This window comes from Streptomyces sp. NBC_01788 (assembly GCF_035917575.1).
Classification (GTDB): domain Bacteria; phylum Actinomycetota; class Actinomycetes; order Streptomycetales; family Streptomycetaceae; genus Streptomyces.
Genome location: NZ_CP109090.1, coordinates 2,125,686 through 2,150,974, shown reverse-complemented (window position 1 = coordinate 2,150,974; position 25,289 = coordinate 2,125,686). Strand labels below are relative to the sequence as shown.

Annotated in this window: 21 protein-coding genes; 9 read left to right on the top strand and 12 right to left on the bottom strand. The window is 70.9% G+C overall.

The window, feature by feature from the left end; genetic code table 11:
* Window positions 1–80 precede the first annotated feature (80 nt).
* The 3 genes from OIE49_RS09965 to OIE49_RS09955 all read right to left on the bottom strand — a co-directional run bounded on the left by OIE49_RS09965 (window position 81) and on the right by OIE49_RS09955 (window position 3,716).
* A complete protein-coding gene (locus OIE49_RS09965) occupies window positions 81–2,363 on the bottom strand; it encodes an ABC transporter permease (protein WP_326802005.1) in 2,283 nt (760 codons plus the stop codon).
* 85 nt (window positions 2,364–2,448) lie between these two features.
* A complete protein-coding gene (locus OIE49_RS09960) occupies window positions 2,449–3,204 on the bottom strand; it encodes an ABC transporter ATP-binding protein (protein WP_100569501.1) in 756 nt (251 codons plus the stop codon).
* Window positions 3,201–3,716: a PadR family transcriptional regulator gene (locus tag OIE49_RS09955; RefSeq protein WP_326802004.1), complete on the bottom strand. Its 516-nt coding sequence runs from the start codon at window positions 3,714–3,716 to the stop codon at window positions 3,201–3,203. The genes OIE49_RS09960 and OIE49_RS09955 overlap by 4 nt, the downstream gene beginning before the upstream one ends.
* 160 nt (window positions 3,717–3,876) lie before the next feature.
* On the opposite strand from OIE49_RS09955, the gene OIE49_RS09950 reads away from it, so the two are divergent.
* The 5 genes from OIE49_RS09950 to OIE49_RS09930 all read left to right on the top strand — a co-directional run bounded on the left by OIE49_RS09950 (window position 3,877) and on the right by OIE49_RS09930 (window position 10,612).
* Entirely contained in the window at window positions 3,877–5,151 is a 1,275-nt protein-coding gene (locus tag OIE49_RS09950) for an ABC transporter substrate-binding protein (protein WP_100569499.1), read from the top strand.
* A gap of 204 nt (window positions 5,152–5,355) precedes the next feature.
* Window positions 5,356–6,987 carry a glycoside hydrolase family 13 protein gene (locus tag OIE49_RS09945; RefSeq protein WP_326802003.1) on the top strand — a complete coding sequence of 544 codons (1,632 nt, stop codon included), beginning with the start codon at window positions 5,356–5,358 and terminating at the stop codon, window positions 6,985–6,987.
* Between the two features lie 71 nt (window positions 6,988–7,058).
* On the top strand, window positions 7,059–8,399 hold the full coding sequence (locus tag OIE49_RS09940) for an ABC transporter substrate-binding protein (RefSeq protein ID WP_326802002.1): 1,341 nt from the start codon (window positions 7,059–7,061) through the stop codon (window positions 8,397–8,399).
* 6 nt (window positions 8,400–8,405) lie between these two features.
* Window positions 8,406–9,773 carry an ABC transporter permease gene (locus tag OIE49_RS09935; RefSeq protein ID WP_326802001.1) on the top strand — a complete coding sequence of 456 codons (1,368 nt, stop codon included), beginning with the start codon at window positions 8,406–8,408 and terminating at the stop codon, window positions 9,771–9,773.
* On the top strand, window positions 9,773–10,612 hold the full coding sequence (locus OIE49_RS09930) for a carbohydrate ABC transporter permease (protein WP_326802000.1): 840 nt from the start codon (window positions 9,773–9,775) through the stop codon (window positions 10,610–10,612). The genes OIE49_RS09935 and OIE49_RS09930 overlap by 1 nt, the downstream gene beginning before the upstream one ends.
* Window positions 10,613–10,714: 102 nt before the next feature.
* On the opposite strand, the gene pgl is transcribed toward OIE49_RS09930, so the two are convergent.
* Genes pgl through tkt form a run of 5 tightly spaced genes read right to left on the bottom strand, consistent with a single transcriptional unit; the run spans window position 10,715 to window position 17,294 of the window.
* Complete coding sequence (pgl, locus tag OIE49_RS09925) at window positions 10,715–11,455, bottom strand: 6-phosphogluconolactonase (protein ID WP_234375630.1); 741 nt, start codon at window positions 11,453–11,455, stop codon at window positions 10,715–10,717.
* A gap of 38 nt (window positions 11,456–11,493) precedes the next feature.
* Complete coding sequence (opcA, locus tag OIE49_RS09920; RefSeq protein WP_326801999.1) at window positions 11,494–12,498, bottom strand: glucose-6-phosphate dehydrogenase assembly protein OpcA; 1,005 nt, start codon at window positions 12,496–12,498, stop codon at window positions 11,494–11,496.
* Window positions 12,495–14,033 (bottom strand): glucose-6-phosphate dehydrogenase, encoded by a 1,539-nt coding sequence (gene zwf / locus OIE49_RS09915; protein ID WP_326801998.1) that lies wholly within the window; start codon window positions 14,031–14,033, stop codon window positions 12,495–12,497. The genes opcA and zwf overlap by 4 nt, the downstream gene beginning before the upstream one ends.
* A 5-nt stretch (window positions 14,034–14,038) precedes the next feature.
* Entirely contained in the window at window positions 14,039–15,157 is a 1,119-nt protein-coding gene (gene tal, locus OIE49_RS09910; RefSeq protein WP_326801997.1) for a transaldolase, read from the bottom strand.
* 34 nt (window positions 15,158–15,191) lie between these two features.
* On the bottom strand, window positions 15,192–17,294 hold the full coding sequence (tkt, locus tag OIE49_RS09905) for a transketolase (RefSeq protein WP_326801996.1): 2,103 nt from the start codon (window positions 17,292–17,294) through the stop codon (window positions 15,192–15,194).
* 375 nt (window positions 17,295–17,669) lie between these two features.
* Here tkt and OIE49_RS09900 point away from each other — a divergent pair, with 375 nt between their 5' ends.
* Entirely contained in the window at window positions 17,670–18,623 is a 954-nt protein-coding gene (locus tag OIE49_RS09900) for a heme o synthase (protein ID WP_326801995.1), read from the top strand.
* Between the two features lie 91 nt (window positions 18,624–18,714).
* Complete coding sequence (locus tag OIE49_RS09895; RefSeq protein ID WP_199836671.1) at window positions 18,715–19,047, top strand: hypothetical protein; 333 nt, start codon at window positions 18,715–18,717, stop codon at window positions 19,045–19,047.
* 180 nt (window positions 19,048–19,227) lie between these two features.
* On the opposite strand, the gene OIE49_RS09890 is transcribed toward OIE49_RS09895, so the two are convergent.
* From OIE49_RS09890 to OIE49_RS09875, 4 genes are all read right to left on the bottom strand, one after another.
* Window positions 19,228–20,235: a COX15/CtaA family protein gene (locus OIE49_RS09890; protein ID WP_100569488.1), complete on the bottom strand. Its 1,008-nt coding sequence runs from the start codon at window positions 20,233–20,235 to the stop codon at window positions 19,228–19,230.
* 45 nt (window positions 20,236–20,280) lie between these two features.
* Window positions 20,281–21,066 carry an ABC transporter permease gene (locus tag OIE49_RS09885; RefSeq protein WP_326801994.1) on the bottom strand — a complete coding sequence of 262 codons (786 nt, stop codon included), beginning with the start codon at window positions 21,064–21,066 and terminating at the stop codon, window positions 20,281–20,283.
* An 88-nt stretch (window positions 21,067–21,154) separates the two neighbouring features.
* On the bottom strand, window positions 21,155–22,078 hold the full coding sequence (locus tag OIE49_RS09880) for an ABC transporter ATP-binding protein (protein WP_326801993.1): 924 nt from the start codon (window positions 22,076–22,078) through the stop codon (window positions 21,155–21,157).
* Window positions 22,079–22,109: 31 nt separating this feature from the next.
* A complete protein-coding gene (locus OIE49_RS09875) occupies window positions 22,110–22,922 on the bottom strand; it encodes an aminoglycoside N(3)-acetyltransferase (protein WP_326801992.1) in 813 nt (270 codons plus the stop codon).
* A 161-nt stretch (window positions 22,923–23,083) separates the two neighbouring features.
* Between OIE49_RS09875 and OIE49_RS09870 the strand changes: the two genes are divergently transcribed.
* Window positions 23,084–23,845, top strand: a complete 762-nt coding sequence (locus tag OIE49_RS09870) for a helix-turn-helix transcriptional regulator (protein ID WP_326801991.1) — start codon at window positions 23,084–23,086, stop codon at window positions 23,843–23,845.
* A complete protein-coding gene (gene sufB / locus OIE49_RS09865) occupies window positions 23,842–25,263 on the top strand; it encodes a Fe-S cluster assembly protein SufB (RefSeq protein ID WP_326801990.1) in 1,422 nt (473 codons plus the stop codon). The genes OIE49_RS09870 and sufB overlap by 4 nt, the downstream gene beginning before the upstream one ends.
* The last annotated feature ends 26 nt before the right edge of the window (window positions 25,264–25,289 follow it).

Here is a 25,289-nt window from a genome sequence, read left to right as displayed (position 1 = left end):
CCCGTCACGCCGGAGCGGAGCCCCGGGCCCGGAACCTCCGAGGCCCGGGGGATCCGCCCCGGCTCCCGGCCCCCGCGTGGTCAGGCCACCGCCGACAGTGTGTCCGCCTGGCGGCGATGGGAGGCGCGTGTGGCGGGGAGGGTGGAGAGGGCTGCGGCGCCGAGGGTGGCCGCGGTGACGAAGAGGAGGAGCAGGAGCGGGGAAGGGGGTCTGGCGATCCCGGCGCCGATGCCGCTGGAGTGGCCCTGGGCGTTGATCAGCCAGTCGGACAGGGGGAGGGCCAGGACGGTTGCGGTGGCCGCCGCGGCCAGAGCGGTACAGCTGGTCGAGGTCACCGTGATCGCGGTGATCTGGCGGGGGGAGAGACCGATGGCCTTGAGGGCCAGGAGGTCCCGTTCGCCCTCGCGGATCGTGCCGCCGATCGCGGAGAGGAGCTCGATCAGACCGATCAGGGCCAGGACGCAGATCAGGCCCACGATGACCGCGCGCATCGACGACAGGCCGTCGGCCGGATTGGTCACCGGGTGGACGTCCAGGTGGCCGTGGGCGGTGGCGGACAGGGCCGTGGCGACGTGGCGCGGATCGGCGCCCGGGTCCAGGCGGAGCTGGTAGAAAGTGGGGCTGAGGTTCGGGTCGTTCTCGTGCAGGGTGTCCAGGGACGTGGAGATGACCCGGCCGGCGTTCTCCGGCTCGATGCTGCGGCCGACGATGTGCAGGATCTGCGGCTGGTCGCCCACCGTCATGCGCACCCAGTCGCCGACCGTGACGTCGAGCAGGTCCAGCAGGCCCTGCCCGGCCACCGCTTCATCGGGGCCGTTCGCGCGGCGGCCCTCGGCGAGGGCGAACGGGTAGGGGGCCTCGCGGGTGCCCAGGCCCCGCAGGGCGATCGTGGCCGTCTGGCCGGGGACCAGGGCGGCCACCTCCACCCCGGGGTAGACGGCGGCGACCCCGGGCTCCCGCGCCAGCAGCTCCCGCGCCTCGCGGTCGTCCAGGGCGCTGTCGGGGCGGACGGTGAGCGCGGCCGGCAGCCCCAGCTCCTCCGGCCTGCTGTGGAAGCGGTCGATCGTGGTCCAGGCACTCATCGCCACCACCATCAGCAGCAGCGGCAGCGCCAGCCGTCCCACCGTGGCGAAGGTGCGCGGACGGCGGGTGAAGGCCCGGTGCCAGCCCAGGACGAGCGCGGGCGGCAGACGCAGACCCAGCGCCCTACGGGCGGCCGCGGTCAGCCCGCCGCCCGGCACCGCCGTGGGGCGCGGCACCGGGACCGGCGGCACCCGGCCCGCCCGCCACGCCGCGAGCCCGGTCACCGCGCCGATGAACAGCACCGCTCCCACCGGGACCGCGACCATCGCCACCGTGTGGTCCGGCAGGCCCTGCCACACCCCCACCGCGTCGCCGAGCCGGCCCGGTATCCGCGCGCCCAGCCCCTCGGTGAGCACCACCGCGGCCACGGCGCCCAGCAGGGCGTACGCCACATGCTGGAGCAGGAAGATCCGGACCACCTGGGCGGGTGTGAAACCGATCGCCTTGAGCACCGAGATGTCCCGCAGATGCCCCCGGATACGGGTGCCGATCGCGCCGTGCACCGCCAGCCCGGCCGCGATCAGCGCGCCCAGCCCGAACAGGCCCAGCACCTGCCCGAGCAGCCGGTTGTCGCCCTGCGCCTCGGCCCGCGCCTGCTGCCAGGTGGACACCTCGCCGACCACGCCGGCGCCCAGCACGGTGACGGCGCGCTGCACGGCGTAGTCCGTGTCGTCGGGATCGGTCAGCCGCAGTCCGACCACCCGTCCGCCGGGCTCGCGCACTGCGGACGGCCGCGCCCACACCAGCCCCGGCTGCTCGCCGGGGCCGTAGCGGGGTTCGGCGCTGTCGGCGATGCCCACCACGCTGAGCGTGCGCCCGGTGCCGGGCAGGACGAGCGTGTCACCGGGCTCGGCCAGCAGCGCGCTGGCCAGGCGGCTCTCCAGAACCACGCCGTCCGGCTCCCCGGCGGCCGGCCAGTGCCCGGCGGTGAGCAGCGGGCGGCCCACGGTGGGCAGCGACGGCGTGCCGCGCAGCTCCACGGTGGCGCGGGTGCCGCGGGAGACGACGGTGGCGGACTCGATGAGGTAGGCGTCGGTGACCGACTCGACGCCGTCCAGCGCGGCGAGCCGCTCCGTCTCGGCGGACCGCGCCGTGTGCAGCCACACATGGGCCCCGTTGGACTGGGTGAAGACCCGCTGCCAGGGGTTGGTGGCGTAGCCGAACAACGCGGTGGCCAGCAGCAGCGAGGCGACGATGCCGGTCGTGGCCAGCGCGATGAACAGCGCCTCCCCGCGGTGGGTGCGCAGATCGGAGTGCGCCCAGCGCAACGTGGCTCGCACGGCCCTCAGCCCCTCGGTCCGGAACGCGGACCCGGGCATGCCCTGCGGCCGTGACCCGAGCACATCAGGTGGTCGTACACCGCACTCAGTCCCTCAGCTCCAGCACGCCCGAGATCCCCGTGCTCCGCGACGGCGTGGTCCCGTCCAGTTCCGCGTCGTCGGCGATCCGGCCGTCGAAGAAACTGATCACCCGGTCCGCGGCGCTGGCCAGCCGGGCGTCATGGGTGACCAGCACGATCGTCTGGCCGCGCCCGTGGAAGCGGGACAGCAGCCGCATCACCTCGCGGGTGCCCTTGCTGTCGAGGCTGCCGGCGGGCTCGTCGGCGAGCAGCAACGGAGGGTGGTTGACCAGCGCGCGGGCCAGCGCGACCCGCTGCTGCTCACCGCCGGACAGCTCGCCCGGCATGCTGCGCTCCTTGCCCTCAAGGCCCAGCTCGGCCAGCAGCTCCTCCCGCTCGGCGCGTGCCTGCCGCGGCGAGCGGCCGGCGAGCAGGGCGGGCAGCTCGACGTTGTCGGCGACGGACAGGTTGGAGACCAGGTTGAAGAACTGGAACACGATCCCGATGCCGTTGCGGCGCTCCTCGGCCCAGCGGGCCTCGCCGTAGGAGTCGGTGCACCGGCCGTCCAGCCAGATGCTGCCCTCGTCCGGCCGCTGCAGCCCGCCGAGCAGATGCAGCAGCGTCGACTTGCCGGCCCCGGACGGGCCGGTGACCGCCACGAACTCGCCGCGGGTCACCGACAGATCCACCCCGCGCACGGCCCGGGCGGGCGCCCCCTGGCCGTGGTGCGTCTTGACCAGGCCCTCGGCCCGCAGCAGCGCCGGAGCTCGGACGTCACTCACTCCAGCCCCTCCAGTTCCTCCTGGCACCGCTCCAGCCAGTCCAGGTCGGCTTGAAGGTGCAGCATGGCGCCCTCGATCAGCAGTTGGGCGATTCGGTTGTCCCGGTTCTCGGCGGCGGCCAGCTTCGACAGACTGCGCATGGTGTTGAGGTACTGGCGCCGCTGCTTGTTGATGAGAGCGATCTGGTCGGCGAGACCGGTCTGCGGGGCGAGGGCGAGCTTCATGAAGAACTCGTCCCGCACCCGGGGTTCGTCCTCGGGCTCCTCGAACCAGGCGCGCAGTTCCTCCCGCCCGGCGTCGGTGAGGTGGTAGATCTTCTTGTTGGGCCGGCTGGACTGCTCGACCTCCTCGCCCTCGATCAGTCCCGACTTCTCGAGGCGGCCGAGGGTCACGTAGATCTGGCCGACGTTCGGCTGAGGGTACGCGGAGCCCAGCAGTTGCTCAAGGTCCTGCTTCAGCTCGTAGCCGTGGGCGGGACCGCGCGCGAGAAGTGCCAGGAGGGGCAGGCGCACGCGTGCTCTCCTCCTAGGTCCTCGTCAGACGCGTCATGCGGGGGGTCTCCGGGTGGACGACGTGAGATTGACGCCAGGCCCTAGTATCGCCCATACCTAACAGGTATACATGGCCTGAGCCGGGCGAAGGTGCCCGGCGCCGGTGTGCAAGGAGGAACCTATGCGGTGGATCCACGCCGCTGGTAGGGGCCTCCTTGTTCTGGTCGTGGTCATGACCGGCTATATATCCTCGGGCGCGAGGGCGACCGGGGGGAGCGGTGAGGGCCGCGGCCCGCTCACCCTGGCCACCGCGGGCGATCTGACCGGCTACCTCGGTTCGCTGCTGGAGGGCTGGAACCGTACCCATCCCGCCGAGAGGGTCACCCTCGTCGAGCTGCCCGACGCCGCCGACGAGACCCGGGCGCAGATGGCCACCGACCTGCGCGGCGGCAACCGCAGCCGGTTCGACGTGCTCAACATCGACGTGAACTGGACCTCGGAGTTCGCCGCGGCAGGCTGGATCCGCCCGCTGCCGCGCGAGCGCTTCCCGCTGAAGACCTTCCTGCCCCCGGTCGTCGGCACCGCCACCTACGACGGACGGCTGTACGCGGTCCCGTACGTCACCAACGCCGGCCTGCTGCTGTACCGCAAGGACGTCCTGGACAAGGAGGGCGTCGCGCCGCCGCGCACCTGGGCCGAGCTGGAGCACGCCGCCCGGACCATCGCGCCGAAGTACGGACTGGACGGCTACGCGGGTCAGTTCCTCCCGTACGAGGGCCTGACCGTCAACGCCGCCGAGGCCGTGTACTCGGCGGGCGGCACGATCCTCGGCGACGAGGGCGAGCGTGTCACCGTCGACTCGCGCGCGGCCCGCGAGGGCATCGGCTTCCTGGCGCGCGGCTTCCGCGAGGGCTGGATCCCCCGGGAGGCGCTGACGTACAAGGAGGAGGAGTCCAAGCAGGCCTTCCAGGACGGCCGGCTGCTCTTCCTGCGCAACTGGCCCTACGCGTACGCCGTCGCCTCGGCCGAGGGCTCCAAGGTCGCCGGGAGGATCGGCGCCGTGCCGCTGCCCGGACCCGACGGGCCGGGGACCAGTGTCCTCGGCGGTTCCAACCTGGCCGTCAACACGCACGCGCGGCACCCCGACTCGGCCGCGCGCCTCATCGCGTACCTCACCAGCGAGCCCGTCCAGCGCCAGGTGCTCACCGAGGGCGCGCTGCCGCCCGTGCGCGCCGCGCTGTACGAGGACCCCGCACTCGTACGGCGGTTCCCGTATCTGCCGACCCTGCGGGCCTCCGTGCTGGCCGCCGCGCCGCGCCCCAAGAGCCCGCACTACGACCAGGTCAGCCTGGTGGTGCAGGCGGTCGTGCACGACGCGCTGGCGGGGCGGCAGACCCCCGAGGCGGCCGTGCGGCGCCTGGCGCGCGAGCTCGACGCCATCGCCGGGCGCTCGTAGCACTCGTACCGCTCACAGCGAAGCGCTCCCACTAGTTACGTGTTAGGTAACGCCGTCATCACATCTGCCTCTGGTCCGTCCTGACAAGTCAGGACATTGGCGGTCAACTGCTGAGTAGCTTCTGTTCCGTTCGTTGACACCTTCAAGACACCGCTACCTAACATGCATGCATAACTGCTGCCTTCACAGGAACAGGTCAATGGATTGAACAGGCATGGTTGGTGGCGCGACGCGGTGATCTACCAGGTGTATGTCCGCAGCTTTCTGGACAGCACCGGCGACGGCATCGGCGATCTGGCCGGGGTCCGCGCGGGGTTGCCGTATCTGAAGAAGCTCGGCGTCGACGGCATCTGGCTGAGTCCCTTCTACCCCTCCCCGCAGCACGACCACGGCTACGACGTGGCCGACTACTGCGGCGTCGACCCGGTCTTCGGTGACCTCGCCGAGTTCGACCTGCTGATGGCCACCGCGCATCGGCTGGGGATCAGGGTGCTCCTCGACATCGTCCCCAACCACTGCTCCAGCGAGCACCCGTGGTTCCGCGAGGCGCTCGCCGCCGCGCCCGGCAGCGAGGCCCGCGACCGCTTCCACTTCACCGACGGGCGTGGCCCCGACGGCGCCGAACCGCCCAACAACTGGCACGCCATGTTCGGCGGCCCCGCCTGGAGCCGGGTCACCGAGCCGGACGGCCGCCCCGGCCAGTGGTACCTGCACATGTTCACGCCCGAGCAGCCCGACTGGAACTGGCGCAACCCCGAGATCCCCGCCGAGTTCGAGCGCGTCCTGCGCTTCTGGCTCGACCGGGGTGTGGACGGCTTCCGCATCGACGTCGCCGCCGGCCTGTTCAAGCACCCCGAACTGCCCGACTCCCCGGACCCGGAGGCCGACGCCCGCACCCGCGACTCGGTCAACCCGCTCGCCTGGAACCAGCCCGAGGTGCACGACGTGTGGCGGCACTGGCGCGCGGTGTGCGAGGAGTACACCGCACGCGACGGCCACGAGCGCCTGCTGGTCGGCGAGGTGTCCGTGCCCAGTGCCCGCGAACACGCCCAGTACGTCCGCGCGGACGAACTGCACCAGGCCTTCTTCTTCGACCTGCTCGGCGCCCCCTGGGACGCCGACGCCTTCCGCAAGGTCATCTCCGAGGCCATGCTCGACATCGCCGGCACCGGCTCCACGGTCACCTGGGTCCTCAACAACCACGACCAGGTCCGCACCGTCACCCGCTACGGCGAGGCCGCCGTGGAGGGCAGCGGACTCGGCGCCGCCCGCGCCCGCGCCGCCGCGCTGCTGATGCTGGCGCTGCCCGGAGCCGCGTACGTCTACCAGGGCGAGGAACTCGGCCTGCCCGAGGTCGTCGACCTGCCCGACGACGTGCTCACCGACCCCATCTTCCACCGCACCGGAAGCCGCACCCACGTCCGCGACGGCTGCCGGGTGCCACTGCCGTGGTCGGGACAGGTCTCCCCGTTCGGCTTCACCTCCGGGACCCAGAGCGCCAAGCCCTGGCTGCCGCAGCCCGAGTACTTCGCCGAGTACGTCACCGAACGCGCCCTCGCCGACACCCGCTCCTTCTGGCACCTGTACCGCGACGGCCTGCAACTGCGTTCCGCGCTGCCCCAGTTGGGCGAGGGCTCGCTGCGCTGGCTGGACACCCCGCCGGACGTGCTCGCCTTCGTCCGCGGCGACGGCCTGGTCTGCGCCGTCAACTTCGGTACCTCGCCCACGACCGCGCCGGTCCCCGGCACTCCGCTGCTGGCCAGCGCCGACTGCCCGCCCGGAGTGCTCGCGGGGTCCACCGCCGCCTGGTGGATCACCGACGGCACCGACCTCTGAACCTCACCGACCCCTGAACCTCACCGACCTCTGAACTTCGTCAATCCCCACCTTCCGAAGGGACATCAACGATGATGCGACGACGTACCACCCTGCTCACGGGCTGCACCGCCCTCGTCCTCGCCCTCGGCGCCACCGCCTGCGGCGGCGACGACCCCGTCTCCGCCGGTGGCGGCGACAAGGCGCTCAGCGGCCAGACGGTCACCGTGGCCGGCGTCTGGTCCGGCAGCGAGCAGAAGAACTTCCAGAAGGTGCTGGACGCGTTCTCCGCGAAGACCGGCGCCAAGACCCAGTTCATGTCGACCGGCGACAACGTCTCCACCGTCGTCGGCAGCAAGATCGAGGGCGGCAACGCCCCCGACGTCGTGATGGTCCCGCAGGTCGGCGTGCTCCAGCAGTTCGCCAAGAAGGGCTGGCTGGAGCCGCTGTCCGACACCACCCAGAAGTCGGTGGACGCCAACTTCGCGCCGGTGTGGAAGAAGTACGGCAGCGTCGACGACACCCTGTACGGCCTGTACTTCAAGGCCGCCCACAAGTCCACCGTCTGGTACAGCCCCGACGCGCTCGACCAGGCCGGCGTCAAGGCACCGGCGACCTACGACGAGATGCTCAAGGCCGGCCACACCCTCTCCGACTCCGGACTCGCCGCCTTCGCGGTCGCCGGACAGGACGGCTGGACCCTGACCGACTGGTTCGAGAACGTCTACCTCTCCCAGGCCGGCCCCGAGAAGTACGACGCCCTCGCCGCCCACGACCTGAAGTGGACCGACGACAGCGTGGTCAAGGCCCTCACCACGCTCGGCAAGCTGTTCAAGGACAAGCAGCTGATCGCGGGCGGCCAGAAGGGCGCCCTCAACACCGACTTCCCGGGCTCGGTGGAGAAGGTCTTCGGACCCAAGCCCGAGGCCGGCATGGTCTACGAGGGCGACTTCGTCGCGGGCGTCGCCCACGACCAGTTCGACCGGACCATCGGCAAGGACGCGGACTTCTTCCCCTTCCCGCCCGTCGACGGCGGCAACGCGCCGGTCGTCAGCGGCGGTGACGCGGCCGCCGTCCTCAAGGACGGCAAGAACGCCAAGGCCGGCATGAAGCTCCTCGAGTACCTGGCCACCCCCGAGGCCGCGGCCGTGTGGGCCAAGGCCGGCGGATTCCTGTCCCCGAACAAGAACCTCGACCTCGCCTCCTACGGCGACGACGTCACCCGCGCCACCGCCAAGTCCCTCATCGGGGCGGGCGACTCCGACGCGGTCCGCTTCGACATGTCCGACCAGGCCCCGGCGGCCTTCGGCGGCACCAGCGGCGCGGGCGAGTGGAAGCTGCTCCAGGACTTCCTGCGCGACCCGTCCGACCCGAAGGGCACCGCGGCGAAGCTGGAGGCCGCGGCGGCCAAGGCGTACAAGAACCAGGGCTGACCCGCCATGACCGCCCCCACGCTCCCGAAGGAGAAGGGCGCGGGCCCCCCGTCGCCCGCCGCGCGCGCCGAGCAGGTTCGGCGCGCGCGGCGGCGGGGCCGGGTCGTCGCGCTGCTGTTCGTCTTCCCCGCACTGCTGCTGCTCGGCGCCCTCGTCGTCTACCCGGTGCTGTTCTCCGTCGGCCGGAGCTTCTTCGACGCCTCCGGCAACCGGTTCGTCGGCGGGGACAACTACACCGAGATATTCCACGACCCGGCGACGCTGAAGGCCATCCGGAACACCACGATCTGGGTCGTCGTCGCCCCGGCGCTGCTCACCGGGCTCGGACTGATCCTCGCCGTGCTGGTGGAGAAGGTCCGCTGGGCGACGGCGTTCAAGCTGCTGCTGTTCATGCCGATGGCCGTCTCCTTCCTGGCTGCCGGCATCATCTTCCGGCTCGCCTACGACGAGGACCCGGACAAGGGCGTCCTGAACGCCGCCGTGGTCTCCGTGCACGACGCGTTCAAGGAATCCCCGGCCTACCCGAGCGCCCGCGCCCGCGAGGGGTTCGGGCTGACCGAGGGCCGGGACGGCTCCTACCTCACGAACACGAGCCTCTCGCCGGGCTCCACGGTGACCCTGCCCATGGTCGGCGTGCTCCCCAAGGACCTGCCCGGCGGCGCCTCGCCCGCCCGCCCGGTGGAGGACGGGAAGACCGCCGCGGACGAACTGCGCGGAGTCGTCTACCTGGACTTCGCACCCGGCGGAGGCGGCACCCAGGGCAAGATCGATCCCGGCGAGAGCGGTATGCCCGGCATGAAGGTCGAGGCGGTGCGCGACGGCCATACGGTCGCGAGCACCACCACGGGCTCCGACGGCTCCTTCAGCTTCACGGGCCTCAAGGCGGGCTCGTACGAGGTGAAGCTGCCGCAGACCAACTTCGCCCAGCCCTACCAGGGCGTCTCCTGGCTCGGCCCGACGCTCGTCACCCCGATGATCATCGGCGCCTACCTGTGGATCTGGACCGGGTTCGCGATGGTGCTGATCGGCGCCGGACTGTCCGCGCTGCCGCGTGACGCGCTGGAGGCGGCGCGCATCGACGGGGCCAACGAGTGGCAGATCTTCCGCCGGATCACCGTGCCGCTGCTCGCCCCCGTCCTCACCGTCGTCTTCGTCACCCTCGTGATCAACGTGATGAAGGTCTTCGACCTCGTCTACATCATCGCGCCCGGCCCGGTGCAGCAGGACGCCACCGTGCTGGCGACCCAGATGTGGCTGGTGTCCTTCGGCGGTGGCAACAACCAGGGCCTCGGCAGCGCGCTCGGCGTGCTCCTGCTGCTCCTGGTGATCCCGGCGATGGTGTTCAACGTCCGCCGCTTCCGAAGGAGTCAGTGATGAACGCGGTCAGGCGAGGCCTGAGCAGCGCGCTGGTCCAGGCCGTCCTCGTGGTGATCGGCCTGGTCTGGATGACCCCGCTCGCGGGCCTGTTCGTGTCGTCGCTGCGTTCGGCCCAGGACACCGCGAAGGGCGGCTGGTGGACAGCGCTGGCAAGACCGCAGCAACTGTCCTTCGACAACTACTCGGCACTGCTGAAGAACTCCGGCATCACCAGGGCCTTCTGGAACACGGTGCTGATCTCGGTGCCCACGACGTTCCTGGTCGTGGTCGTCGCGGCGCTGGCCGGATACGCGTTCGCCTGGATGGACTTCCCGGCCCGTGAGCCGCTGTTCCTGCTGGTGGTGGCCATGCTGGTGGTGCCCGTGCAGATCGGTCTGCTGCCCGTAGCCAAACTCTTCGGCCAGCTCGGCCTGTTCGGCACGATCCCCGGCGTGGTCCTCTTCCACGTGGCCTACGGACTGCCGTTCGCGGTGTTCCTGTTGCGGAACTACTTCGCCGAGATGCCGAAGGAGATGCTGGAGGCGGCCCGCATGGACGGGGGCAACGAGTGGCGGATCTTCACCCGGCTGGTGCTGCCGGTGGGGCGCCCCGCGATCGCGAGCCTCGCCATCTTCCAGTTCCTGTGGGTGTGGAACGACATGCTGGTGGCGCTGCTGTTCGCCGACACCTCGTCGCAGCCGCTGACGGTGGAACTCCAGTCGCAGATCCGGCAGTTCGGCAGCAACATCGATGTGCTGGCGCCGGGGGCGTTCCTGTCGCTGATCGTGCCGGTGGTCGTGTTCTTCGCCTTCCAGCGGCACTTCGTGCAGGGGGTGATGGCCGGGTCGGTGAAGTGACGCCGACCTCCGGTCCGGCCTGAACGGCCTCCTCCCCGCGTGCCGGACGGGCCGGGAACAAGGTGCGGCGGCGGTGATCTCACCACCGCCGCACCTTGCCGTTCACGCCGAAGCCGGTGGATACAGCGACCGTGGCAGTTGCGAGGCCGCCGCTGTGTCCAGGAGCCACAGGGTGCGGGCGCGGCCCCGGGCGCCGGCTGCCGGGGCCTGGATCTCGCCCGCGCCCGACAGGGCCATCGCCACCGCGTTGGCCTTGTCCTCGCCTGCCGCCAGCAGCCAGACCTCACGGGCCGAGCGGATGGCGGGCAGGGTGAGGGAGACGCGGGTGGGCGGCGGCTTGGGGGAGCCGTGCACCCCGATCACCGTACGCTCCGTCTCGCGCACCCCCGGGTGCTCCGGGAAGAGGGACGCGACATGGGTGTCCGGGCCGACGCCGAGCATCAGGACGTCGAACGCCGGGACCGCGCCGTGGTTCTCGGGGCCGGCCGCTCGGGCCAGCTCCTCGGCGTAGGCCTCCGCCGCCGCCTCGGCGTCCGCCCCATGGGGGCCGTCCGACGCGGGCATGGCGTGCACGCGCTTGGGGTCCAGCGGCACGGAGTCCAGCAGGGCCTCGCGGGCCTGCGTGACATTGCGCTCCGGGTCGCCCTCCGGCAGGAACCGCTCGTCGCCCCACCACAGGTCGAGCCGGCCCCAGTCGATCGCGTCACGGGCGGGCGCGGCCGCCAGCGCGGCCAGCACACCGTTGCCGTTGCGGCCGCCGGTGAGAACCACGGACGCCGAGCCCGTCGAGGCCTGGGCGTCCACGATCCGCGTGATCAGCCGGGCCGCGGCGGCCTGCGCCATCAGCTCCTTGTCGTGGTGGACGACCAGTTGCGGAGTGCTCACTTGGCGGCCTCCTCCTGGGGCACGGGCACCGCGACCGGCTCCGGCGCCGCAGCCCTGGAGCCGTCGGACGCCCGGGTGCCGTCCAGCCGGTCCACGCCGAACCGCAGCGCGGAGGCGTACGTGTCGTCCGGGTCGAGCCGCCGCAGCTCCTCCGCGATCAGCTCGGCCGTCTCCCGCCGCTTCAGCGCCACCGCCCGCTCCGGCTGCCCCTGGATGGACAGGGTCGCCAGCCTGCCGTCGGCCCGGTCCAGGGCGATAGGGCCGCAGCTGGTGTCCATGCGGACCGCGGTCAGACCGGGGCCCGCGGACTGCGAGCGCCTGACGGGTACGTCGAGCCGGTCCGCGAGCCACATCGCCAGCAGCTCGCAGCTCGGGTTGAACTCCTCGCCCTCCACTTCCACGGCCCTGACCTCGCAGGTGACCTGGTCGAGGGCCGCGGCCAGCATCGAGCGCCACGGCGTGATCCGGGTCCAGGACAGGTCCGTGTCGCCGGGCGTGTACGCCTCGGCCCGCGCCGAGAGCTCGCGCACCGGCTGCTCGGAGGAGTAGGTGTCGGTGACCCGCCGCTGCGCCAGGGCGCCCAGCGGGTCCTTGGCCGGGTCGAGCGGCGCGTTCACCGGCCACCAGACGACGACCGGCGCGTCGGGCAGCAGCAGCGGCAGCACCACAGACTGGGCGTGGTCGGCCACCTCGCCGTGCAGGCGCAGCACCACCGTCTCGCCGGTGCCGGCGTCCGCGCCCACCCGCACCTCGGCGTCCAGCCGCGAGGACGTGCGGTCGCGCAGGGTCCGGGCGTGCCGCTTGATGACGACCAGCAGGCGCGAGGGATGCTCCCGCGAGGCGTCGCCGGCGGCCTTCAGGGCGTCGTAGGCGTTCTCCTCGTCGGTGACGATGACCAGCGTGAGCACCATGCCCACGGCCGGGGTGCCGATCGCCCGCCGGGCCTTCACCAGCGCCTTGTTGATCTTGCTGGCCGTGGTGTCGGTCAGGTCTATCTTCATGGCCGGCGCCAGCTCCGTCCGTCTCGTGCGAGCATGTCGTCCGCCTCGGCGGGGCCCCATGTCCCGGACGGGTACTGCGCGGGCCTGCCGTGCTTGTCCCAGTACGTCTCGATCGGGTCGAGGATCCGCCAGGACAGCTCGACCTCCTCGGTGCGCGGGAAGAGGTTGGAGTCGCCGAGCAGCACGTCCAGGATCAGCCGCTCGTACGCCTCCGGGCTGGACTCCGTGAAGGACTCGCCGTAGGCGAAGTCCATCGACACGTCCCGGATCTCCATCGACGTGCCGGGCACCTTGGAGCCGAAGCGGACCGTGACGCCCTCGTCCGGCTGGACGCGGATCACGATGGCGTTCTGCCCGAGCTCCTCGGTGGCCGAGGTGTCGAAGGGGGAGTGCGGCGCCCGCTGGAAGACGACCGCGATCTCGGTGACGCGGCGGCCCAGGCGCTTTCCGGTGCGCAGATAGAAGGGGACACCCGCCCAGCGGCGGTTGTCGATCGCCAGCTTGACGGCCGCGTAGGTGTCGGTCTTCGACTTCTTGTCGATGCCCTCTTCCTCGAGGTAGCCGATGACCTTCTCGCCGCCCTGCCAGCCCGCCGCGTACTGCCCGCGCACGGTCGACCTGCCCAGGTCCTTGGGCAGCTTCACCGCGCCGAGCACCTTGGTCTTCTCCGCGGCCAGCGCGTCCGCGTCGAAGGAGGCAGGCTCCTCCATGGCGGTCAGCGCCAGGAGCTGCAGCAGGTGGTTCTGGATGACGTCACGGGCGGCGCCGATGCCGTCGTAGTAGCCGGCCCGGCCGCCGATGCCGATGTCCTCGGCCATGGTGATCTGCACATGGTCCACGAAGGACCGGTTCCAGATCGGCTCGAACATCGTGTTGGCGAAACGCAGCGCCAGGATGTTCTGGACGGTCTCCTTGCCCAGATAGTGGTCGATGCGGAAGACCTGCTCCGGGTCGAACACCTCGTGCACGATCCGGTTCAGCTCCTCGGCCGACTTCAGGTCGTGGCCGAAGGGCTTCTCGATGACCGCGCGCCGCCACGAGCCGTGGCTCTGGTCGGCGAGCTGGTGCTTCTTGAGCTGCTGGATGACCACCGGGAAGGACTTCGGCGGCACCGACAGGTAGAAGGCGAAATTGCCTCCCGTGCCCTGCGCCTTGTCCAGTTCCTCGATCGTGCCGCGCAGCCGCTCGAACGCGTCGTCGTCGTCGAAGGTGCCCTGCACGAAGCGCATCCCCTGGATGAGCTGCTGCCAGACCTCCTCACGGAACGGCGTGCGCGCGTGCTCCTTGACGGCGTCGTGCACGACCTCGGCGAAGTCCTCGTGCTCCCAGTCGCGGCGGGCGAAGCCGACCAGCGAGAAGCCCGGCGGCAGCAGACCCCGGTTGGCCAGGTCGTACACCGCGGGCATCAGCTTCTTGCGCGACAGATCGCCTGTGACACCGAAGATGACCAGTCCCGACGGCCCCGCGATGCGCGGGAGCCGTCGGTCGGCGGGGTCACGGAGCGGATTCGCTCCGGTGACGGTAAGAGGAGCCAAGGTTCTCAGCCCTCCGCGGGAGCGAGGCGCTCCAGCTCCGCCTCGGTGGACTTCAGCAGGTCGTTCCAGGACCCCTCGAACTTCTCGACGCCCTCGTCCTCCAGGACCTGGACGACGTCGTCGTAGGAGATCCCGATGCGCTCCAGCGCGTCGATGTCCGCGCGGGCCTGCTCGTAGGTGCCGGTGATCGCGTCGCCGCGGATCGCGCCGTGGTCCTCGGTGGCCTCGAGGGTGGCCTCGGGCATGGTGTTCACCGTGTTCGGCGCCACCAGCTCCTCGACGTACATGGTGTCCTTGTACGCCTTGTCCTTCACCCCGGTGGACGCCCACAGCGGACGCTGCTTGTTGGCGCCCTCCCGCTCCAGCGCGCTCCAGCGGTCGGTGGAGAAGACCTCCTCGTACGCCTCGTAGGCCAGACGCGCGTTGGCCACGCCCGCCTTGCCGCGCAGCGCCTTGGCCTCGTCGGTGCCGAGCTCGTCGATCCGCCGGTCGATCTCGGTGTCCACGCGGGACACGAAGAAGGACGCCACCGAGTGGATCTTCGACAGGTCCAGGCCGCGCGCCCGGGCCTTCTCCAGGCCGCTCAGGTACGCGTCCATCACCGCGCGGTAGCGCTCCAGCGAGAAGATCAGGGTGACGTTGACGCTGATGCCGTTGCCGATGGTCTCGGCGATCGCCGGCAGGCCCGCCCGGGTGGCCGGGATCTTGATGAGCGTGTTGGGCCGGTCGACCAGCCAGGCGAGCTGGCGGGCCTCGGCGACCGTCGCCTTGGTGTTGTGCGCCAGACGCGGGTCCACCTCGATGGAGACCCGGCCGTCCTTGCCGCCGGTGGCGTCGAAGAGCGGGCGCAGGATGTCGGCGGCGTCGCGGACGTCCGCCGTCGTGATCATGCGGATCGCCTCATCCACCGTGACCCGGCGGGCGGCCAGGTCCGAGACCTGCTGCTCGTAGCCGTCCCCGTGCGAGATGGCCTTCTGGAAGATCGTCGGGTTGGTGGTGACGCCCACGACGTGCTGCTGGTCGATCAGCTCGGCGAGGTTGCCGGACGTGATCCGCTTGCGCGACAGGTCGTCCAGCCAGATCGCGACGCCTTCGTCGGAAAGGCGCTTCAGTGCGTCTGTCATGGAAAATGCATCTCCTACGGGTCGTGTATGAGCGTCAGCGCTGGGCGGCGGCGATGGATTCCCGGGCCTTGGCGGCCACATTCTCGGCAGTGAAGCCGAACTCGCGGAACAGCACCTTGGCGTCGGCTGAAGCGCCGAAGTGCTCGAGGGAAACGATGCGGCCGGCGTCTCCCACGTACTTGTGCCAGGTCAGACCAATACCTGCCTCGACCGCGACACGTGCCCGCACGGCCGGGGGCAGCACGCTGTCCCGGTACCCCTGGTCCTGTTCCTCGAACCACTCCACGGACGGCATGGACACCACCCGGGTGGGAACGCCCTCGGCCTGGAGCCGCTCACGGGCCTCCACGGCCACGTGCACCTCGGAGCCGGTGGCGATCAGGACGACCTGCGCCTCGGTGTTCTGCCCGTCGGCCCCCTCGGCCTCGAACATGACGTAACCGCCGCGCGCCGCGTCGTCGTTGGGCTCGTACGTCGGCACGCCCTGCCGGGTCAGCGCCAGTCCGTGCGGGGCGCCCTTGCCGAACTCCTTGGTCCAGCGGCGCAGGATCTCGCGCCAGGCGATCGCGGTCTCGTTGGCGTCGGCCGGGCGCACGATGTTCAGGCCCGGGATGGCGCGCAGCGAGGCCAGGTGCTCGACCGGCTGGTGGGTGGGGCCGTCCTCGCCCAGACCGACGGAGTCGTGCGTCCAGACGTAGGTCACCGGCAGGTGCATCAGGGACGACAGACGCACCGCGTTGCGCATGTAGTCGGAGAAGACCAGGAAGGTGCCGCCGTAGACGCGGGTGTTGCCGTGCAGCGTGATGCCGTTCATCGCCGCGGCCATCGCGTGCTCACGGATGCCGAAGTGGATGGTGCGCCCGTACGGGTTCGCCTCCGGCAGCGGGTTGCCCTCGGGCAGGAACGACGAGGTCTTGTCGATGGTGGTGTTGTTCGAGCCGGCGAGGTCCGCCGATCCGCCCCACAGCTCCGGGACCACGTCGCCGAGCGCCTGGAGCACCTTGCCGGACGCGGCACGCGTGGCCAGGCCCTTGCCCGCCTCGAACACCGGGATCTTCTCGTCCCAGCCGGCCGGCAGCTCGCCCGCGGCGATCCGGTCGAACTCCGCGGCCCGCTCGGCGTTCGCCTCGCGCCAGACCTGGAGCGACTTCTCCCACTCGGCCCTGGCCCGGCGGCCCCGCTCGACGGCGCCGCGGGTGTGGTTCAGCACCTCGTCGGAGACCTCGAAGTGCTGCTCGGGGTCGAAGCCGAGGACGCGCTTGGTGGCCGCGACCTCCTCCTCGCCCAGCGCCGAGCCGTGCGCGGCCTCGGTGTTCTGCGCGTGCGGGGCCGGCCAGGCGATGATCGAGCGCATCGCGATGAAGGACGGCCGGTCGGTGACGGCCTTGGCCGCCTCGACGGCCGCGTGGATCGCCTGCGGGTCGAGGTCGCCGTCCTCCTTGGCCTCCACGCGCTGCACGTGCCAGCCGTAGGCCTCGTACCGCAGAGCGGTGTCCTCGGAGACGGCCGTCTCGGTGTCGCCCTCGATCGAGATGTGGTTGTCGTCCCACAGCAGGATCAGGTTGCCGAGCTTCTGGTGGCCGGCCAGCGAGGACGCCTCGGCGGAGATGCCCTCCTGGAGGCAGCCGTCACCGGCGACGCAGAAGATGAAGTGGTCGAACGGGGACTCGCCTTCGGGGGCCTCCGGGTCGAACAGACCGCGCTCGTAGCGGGCGGCCATCGCCATGCCCACCGCGTTGGCGACACCCTGGCCGAGCGGGCCGGTCGTGGTCTCCACGCCCGCCGTGTGCCCGTACTCCGGGTGGCCCGGCGTCTTCGAGCCCCAGGTGCGGAAGGACTTCAGGTCGTCCAGCTCCAGGCCGAAACCGGCGAGGTACAGCTGGGTGTAGAGGGTCAGGGAGGAGTGGCCGGCGGACAGTACGAAACGGTCGCGGCCCACCCACTGCGGATCGGCCGGGTCGTGCCGCATCACCTTCTGGAAGAGGGTGTAGGCGACGGGAGCCAGGCTCATCGCCGTGCCGGGATGGCCGTTGCCGACCTTCTGTACGGCATCGGCGGCCAGGACGCGCGCGGTGTCCACGGCACGCTGGTCCAACTCGGTCCAGTCGAGGTCTGTGGTGGTCGGCTTGTTGCTCACCCTGAGTCAGGGCTCCTCTCCACATGTCGGATGCCGGCGTACGGGGGGACCGCGCACCGGTTTGCCGGCCTTCTCGGCGTCGGCCGGACGTTGTCGAGCCTATCCCGTCAGAACGTGCGTTTTTCCGCGTCGTTCCAGAGTGCCGGGACTCTCCGGGATCCGCCTCCCCGCTGGTCGGAATCGCATTCCGCACATGAATACGGAGCTGCTCATTCGATCGCTCAATCGAGCCGGATCACGCCCTTCCGGAGGGCCCCGCCAACACGATCCGACCCCCGCGAATGTCCGGGTCTGGGCAACGTCTACAGTGGCGTGGTACGCGCGAGTCCTTACCGTCGGTTCACACGGGTGGCTCGCTGGGAGTCTCTGTCAGGGGTGTGCGTGACGGCCGTCGAATCCCGTCCAGCGGGGGTACTCGGTGCGAGCCAGAGCCCGAGCCACCGGCCGTTCGGGGCCCGTGTCAAGGCGTTCGTGGCGCTGACCAAGCCGCGGATCATCGAGCTGCTGCTGATCACCACCGTTCCGGTGATGTTCCTGGCCCAGCGGGGCGTGCCCGACCTGGGGCTGGTCCTGATCACCTGCGTCGGCGGTTATCTGTCAGCGGGTGGCGCCAACGCGCTGAACATGTACATCGACCGCGACATCGACGCGCTCATGGACCGCACCTCCCAGCGCCCGCTGGTCACCGGCATGGTCAGCCCGCGCGAGTGCCTGGCCTTCGGCATCACGCTGGCGGTCGTCTCCACGCTGCTGTTCGGCCTCGCCGTCAACTGGCTGTCCGCGTGGCTGTCGCTCGGCGCGCTCCTCTTCTATGTCGTCGTCTACACGATGATCCTCAAGCGCCGCACCTCGCAGAACATCGTGTGGGGCGGCATCGCCGGCTGCCTGCCGGTGCTGATCGGCTGGTCCTCGGTCACCAACTCGATGTCCTGGGCGCCCGTCATCCTCTTCCTCGTCATGTTCTTCTGGACGCCGCCGCACTACTGGCCGCTGTCCATGAAGGTGAGGGAGGACTACGCGCGCGTGGGCGTGCCGATGCTTCCGGTCGTCGCCTCGAACAAGGTGGTCGCCCGGCAGATCGTGATCTACAGCTGGGTGATGGTGGCGGTCTCGCTGCTGCTGACCCCGCTCGGCTACACCGGCTGGTTCTACACGGCGGTGGCGCTGGCGGCCGGCGGCTGGTGGCTGTGGGAGGCGCACGCGCTGCAGAACCGGGCCAAGGCCGAGGCGACCGGCGCGAAGCTGAAGGAGATGCGCCTGTTCCACTGGTCCATCACCTATGTGTCGCTGCTGTTCGTCGCGGTGGCGGTGGATCCCTTCCTGCGCTGAGCTCTCGCCGGAACGTCCGGGCGGGGTACGTGGTCAAGGCCACGCACCCCGCCCGTCGCCGTTTGATCTACCCGTGGGTAGCATCCTGACCATGGCAGACACGCAGCAGGTTGACCCCAAGGCCGAGCGCAGGGCCGCCCGTCTCGCCCGGCGGATCGGCTCCTTCTCCAAGGCCCACGGAGGCGCCGAGGGACAGGTCGCGTACCTCGGGGAGCGCGGCGCCAGGATCGTCCTGGTCGGCGAGGACGGCACCTGGGGCGACCTCGTGGCCCCCACGTACGCCATCGCCGAGCAGGCGGTGGAGAAGTCCGGGATCACCGTCCACGAGGCGTTCGACGGCGCGTTCGCGGCCAAGGTGCGGACGGGCCCGTACGAGTGGAGCCGCATGGCGGGCCTCCAGGTGGGCGGCCCGTCCAACCGCTGACCGGAACCGGACGCCGGGGCCGGCGGTCACCTGACGGCCGGTTCACCCCTGGAAGCCGCTCGCTGTACGGCGGCGGCGTCACCGCTCACCTCGTCGACATGGGGGTGAGGGGCGATGCGAACGGGCCCGGCGGGGGCATCCGGGGCGGACCCCGGATGCCCCCGCCGGGCCCGTTCGGTCTCAGGCCTTCGCCAGCGTCGCCTCGGTGGCGGGACCCGGCAGATCGGCCACGGTCTCCGGCCGCTCACGCAGCGACAGCAGCACGCGCAGCACCCAGATCCACATGACGCACGAGCCCAGCATGTGCAGGCCGACGAGGGCCTCGGGCAGATGCGTGAAGGACTGGACATAGCCGATGACGCCCTGGCCCAGCAGGATCAGGAACAACTCACGGGTCCGCGCCAGCGGGCCCCGCGGCGCGTCGACGGCCTTGAGGATGAACCACAGGGCGAACGTCAGCGTGATCACGATCCACGCCAGCACGGCGTGCAGCTTGGCGACCGTCTGCCAGTCGATCGGAATGCGGGAGACCTCCTGGGAGTCGCCCGCGTGCGGCCCGGCACCGGTGACCACCGTGCCCACCGCGATCAGCAGCACGCTCGCGAGGACCAGGAACCCGACCAGCTGCCGGATCGGCTTGCCGACCAGCGGACGCGGCTCGGCGTCGCCCTCGCGGGTGCGCTGCCACATCACCGTGGCGACCGCGATCAGCGCCGAGGACAGCAGGAAGTGCGCCGCGACGGTGTACGGGTTCAGGCCCACCAGGACGACGATGCCGCCGAGCACCGCGTTGCCCATGACCACCCAGAACTGCGCCCAGCCCAGCCGAGTGAGGCTGCGCCGCCACGGCTTCTGGGCGCGCGCGGCGACGATCGCCCAGCCCACGGCGGCACACAGCACGTACGTCAGCATCCGGTTGCCGAACTCGATCACGCCGTGCACACCCATCTCGCGGGTGGTGGTCAGCGAATCGTCCGTGCAGGTGGGCCAGGTCGGGCAGCCGAGGCCCGAGCCGGTCAGGCGGACGGCGCCGCCGGTGACGACGATGACCACCGCCATCACCAGCGCGGACAGGGCCGCCCGCTGGACGGTCCTCGGATGCGGGGTCCAGCGTTCGGCGATGAGGGCGAGCGGGTTGCGCGCGGCGCTCACGGCGTCGGCGCGGGTCAGGTTCGGCACGCGTTCCATCGTAGGCGCCCGCTTGTGCATCGTTTCACGAGGGTCCATCGCGCCCTACTCCCAACGGAAGAACTTCCCGGCGGCCGCGAGACCCGCCACCGCCCAGACGACGAGGATCGCGAGGTCGCCCCAGGGCATCCCGGCGCCGTGCTGGAGCACGTCCCGCAGCCCGCCGGAGAGCGCCGAGATGGGCAGCAGGCCGAGCACGTCCTGGGCGACGGGCGGGAACTTCTCCAGCGGCACGACCACCCCACCGCCGACCAGCAGCAGCAGGAAGACCAGGTTGGCGGCGGCCAGGGTGGCCTCCGCCTTCAGGGTCCCGGCCATCAGCAGGCCAAGACCGGAGAAGGCGGCCGTGCCGAGGACCATCAGCAGCAGCACGGCGAACGGGTTGCCGTGCGGAGACCAGCCGAGCGCGAAGGCGATCATGGTGAGCAGCACGACCTGAAGCACCTCGGTGACCAGCACCGACACCGTCTTGGCGGTCATCAGCCCCCAGCGCGGCAGCGGCGAGGCGGCCAGCCGCTTCAGCACGCCGTAGCGCCGCTCGAAGCCGGTCGCGATGGCCTGCCCGGTGAACGCGGTCGACATCACGGCGAGCGCGAGGACCCCGGGGGTGAGGAAGTCCACGGCCCTGCCGGAGCCGGTGTCGACGATGTCCACGGAGCTGAACAGCACCAGCAGCAGCGTCGGGATGACGACGGTCAGCAGCAGCTGCTCCCCGTTGCGCAGCAGCATCCGCGTCTCCAGCGCCGCCTGCGCCGCGATCATGCGGGTCAGCGGGGCCGCGCCCGGCTTCGGGGCGTACGTACCGGTGGCGGTGGCGGTGACGGTGGTCATGAGCGCAGCTCCTTGCCGGTCAGCTCCAGGCTGTGTTTTCCCGGGGGACAACCCCCGGACCCCCGGCCGTGCCTCAGGTGGACCGGAATCATGAGCGCAGCTCCTTGCCCGTCAGCTCCAGAAAAACGTCCTCCAGGGTGTGCCGCTCGACGGAGATGCGGTCCGGCATCACGCCGTGCTGGGCGCACCAGGACGTCACGGTCGCGAGCAGCTGCGGGTCGATCTTGCCGACGACGCGGTAGGAGCCCGAGGTCAGCTCGGCGGCCGAGGAGTCGGCGGGCAGTGCCTTGAGCAGGGAGGCGACGTCGAGTCCCGGGCGGCCGGTGAAGCGCAGGGTGTTCTCGGCGCCGCCGCGACACAGCTCCTCCGGGGAGCCGTGGACGACGACCCGGCCGCCGTCGATGATCGCGACGTCGTCGGCGAGCTGCTCGGCCTCCTCCATGTAGTGCGTGGTGAGGATCACCGAGACGCCGTCGGCGCGCAGGTCACGCACCAGGTCCCAGGTGGCCCGGCGGGCCTGCGGGTCGAGTCCGGCGGTCGGCTCGTCGAGGAAGACCAGTTCGGGCCGCCCGACGAAGGCCATGGCGAGCGCGAGCCGCTGCTGCTGGCCGCCGGAGAGCCGGCGGTAGGAGGTGCGCCCGCAGCTTCCGAGCCCGAGCCGTTCGATGAGGGCGTCCACGTCCAGAGGGTGGGCGTGCAGTCTGGCGACGTGCCGCAGCATCTCGTCGGCCCGCGCGCCGGAGTACACGCCACCGGACTGGAGCATCACGCCGATACGGGGCCTGAGCTGCGCGGACTGTCTCACGGGGTCGAGGCCCAGGACGCGCACCGTGCCGGAATCCGGCCGCCGGTACCCCTCGCAGGTCTCGATCGTCGTCGTCTTGCCCGCGCCGTTGGGGCCGAGCACGGCGGTCACGCCCGCCCGGGCCACCAGGTCGAGGCCGTCCACCGCGGTCTTCGTGCCGTACCGCTTCACCAAGGCCTGGACCTGGACCACGGGCTCACTTCGCATGAGGCCAAAGTCTAGGGACGCGCCGGACGGCTCAGGCGGCCGGGTGAGGGAAGTCATCCTCCCGGGGCCGGTGCACCGCGAGCCACCGCTCCGCGTACGCCACCGCGTCCGCCAGCGGGAACAACCGCGACGGTGCGGCGCCCACCGAGCCGCGGACCACCGGCCGGTCACGCTCGAAGTCGTGCCCGAGCTCGTCGAACCGCTCGGAGGTGATGGAGACTTCGGTGACCACCTCCCAGCCGTGCGGCCCCGGCCGGCCCTCCTGGGCGAGCGGCGCGGGAATCCGGTACTCGGCCAGGTGGAAGCAGGTGCAGGAGCCGTATCCGGCCCCCAGCATCAGCACCCGGGCGCCGAGCGTCTCCAGCCGGGCGAGCGGGCTCCGTTCGCCGAGCCGGCAGTCGGCGGCGTGCCCGTCCACGACTTCCGCGGCGCGCGGGCCGATCGCGGCGAACGAGCCGTCCGGGTGCGCGCTGCGCAGGGCCCCCGGCCAGGTGCGCACGGTCTCCGGGATCACCCCGACCCCGTAGGAGGGGGAGACGCGGGGGTCGTAGGCGGGCATCGTGGCCCGGATGGTGTCCCACCACTCCTCGGGCACCGGCGGTCTGCTCCAGCGCGCCGGGTCGGAGAGGTCGCCGGAGTGCGTGGGGACCACGAGCGTGCCGTCGGGACCCAGCACGTCGAGCAGCGCCTGGACGACCGCGACCTGGCCGCCGCAGACCCAGCCGAGCGAACTGAGGGAGGAGTGGACGAGAAGGGTCTCGCCGGGGCGCACGCCGAGGTCGCGCAGTCCCCCGGCGATCGTGTCCCGGGTGACGAGCGGGCCGGTCGGAGGCGGTGTGGGCATGGTCGGGGAGTCTGGCGCATCGCCCCGGAGGGTGCCACCCGTTTGATCGACCGGAGATCGTTTCCGCAGGTCGGATTAGGTTTGCCTAAGTGACGCAGGGCACCGCCCATCCGGATCAAGGCCGCTTGTCAGTCCGTGAGGAATTACGCAACAATGGCGTTGTGAAAAACGTCGGCGAGGTTCGGGAGACCCCCACGGGGGCCCCGCAGGAGGAGTTCGCAACCGGGGAGCGTTCCACGCGCAACCGGGTCGCGCGGTCCATCCTGGACCACGGCCCGTCGACCGTCGCCGAGCTGGCCGGCCGGCTGGGACTCACCCAGGCCGCCGTGCGGCGCCACCTGGACGCCCTGGCCGCCGACGACGTGGTCGCGGCGCGGGAGCAGCGGGTGTACGGAGCGCGGACGCGCGGCCGGCCCGCCAAGGTCTTCGCGCTCACCGACTGCGGCCGGGACGCCTTCGACCAGTCGTACGACAAGCTCGCCGCGGACGCGCTTCGCTGGATCGCCGAGCGGGAGGGCGGACCGGAGGCGGTCGCCGCCTTCGCCCGGGCCCGGATCGCCGCGCAGGCGGGCGCGTACCGCAAGGCGGTCGAGGCCGTCACGCCCGACCAGCGCACCGAAGCGCTGGCCAAGGCCTTGAGCGTGGACGGGTACGCTGCTACGGCGCGCAGCGCGCCCCTCCCGCAGCGGGGTGAGCAGCTCTGCCAGCACCACTGCCCGGTCGCCCATGTCGCGGAGCAGTTCCCACAGCTGTGCGAGGCGGAGACGGAGATCTTCGCCGAGCTGCTGGGTACTCACGTCCAGCGACTGGCGACCATCGCGCACGGCGACGGCGTCTGCACGACGTTCATCCCCAAGATTTCCCAGACCGATCACCAAAGCCAGAACGCATCCGCAAGCACGGCCGGGAGGAACCCCGCATGACTCTCCCCACGGAGACTGCCCACCCCGAACTCGAGGGCCTGGGCAAGTACGAATACGGCTGGGCCGACTCCGACACGGCCGGCGCCTCTGCCAGGCGCGGTCTGAACGAGGAGGTCGTCCGCGACATCTCCGCGAAGAAGTCCGAGCCGGAGTGGATGACCAAGCTGCGCTTGAAGGGCCTGCGGCTCTTCGAGAAGAAGCCCATGCCGAACTGGGGCTCGGACCTGTCGGGGATCGACTTCGACAACATCAAGTACTTCGTGCGCTCCACGGAGAAGCAGGCGCAGTCCTGGGAGGACCTGCCCGAGGACATCAAGAACACGTACGACAAGCTCGGCATCCCCGAGGCGGAGAAGCAGCGCCTCGTCGCCGGTGTCGCCGCGCAGTACGAGTCGGAGGTCGTCTACCACCAGATCCGTGAGGACCTGGAGGAGCAGGGCGTCATCTTCCTCGACACGGACACCGCCCTGAAGGAGCACCCGGAGCTCTTCAAGGAGTACTTCGGCACCGTCATCCCCGTCGGCGACAACAAGTTCGCCTCGCTGAACAGCGCCGTGTGGTCCGGCGGCTCCTTCATCTACGTCCCGCCGGGCGTCCAGGTGGAGATCCCGCTCCAGGCCTACTTCCGTATCAACACGGAGAACATGGGCCAGTTCGAGCGGACCCTGATCATCGTCGACGAGGGTGCCTACGTGCACTACGTCGAGGGCTGCACCGCGCCGATCTACCAGAGCGACTCCCTGCACAGCGCGGTCGTCGAGATCATCGTCAAGAAGAACGCCCGCTGCCGCTACACGACCATCCAGAACTGGTCGAACAACGTCTACAACCTGGTCACCAAGCGCGCCGTGGCCTACGAGGGCGCGACCATGGAGTGGATCGACGGCAACATCGGCTCCAAGGTGACGATGAAGTACCCGGCCGTCTACCTGATGGGCGAGCACGCCAAGGGCGAGACCCTGTCGATCGCCTTCGCGGGCGAGGGCCAGCACCAGGACGCCGGTTCCAAGATGGTCCACATGGCGCCGAACACCTCGTCCAACATCGTCTCCAAGTCGGTGGCGCGCGGCGGCGGCCGTACCTCGTACCGCGGTCTGGTCGAGATCGGCGAGGGCGCCGCGGGCTCCAAGTCCAACGTGCTCTGCGACGCGCTGCTCGTGGACACCATCTCCCGCTCCGACACGTACCCCTACGTGGACGTCCGCGAGGACGACGTGTCCATGGGCCACGAGGCGACCGTCTCCAAGGTCTCCGAGGACCAGCTCTTCTACCTGATGAGCCGCGGTCTGAGCGAGTTCGAGGCGATGGCGATGATCGTGCGCGGCTTCGTCGAGCCGATCGCCAAGGAGCTGCCCATGGAGTACGCGCTGGAGCTCAACCGGCTGATCGAGCTGCAGATGGAGGGCGCGGTCGGTTAAGCACCGACCCGGGCCGGCGCGAATCG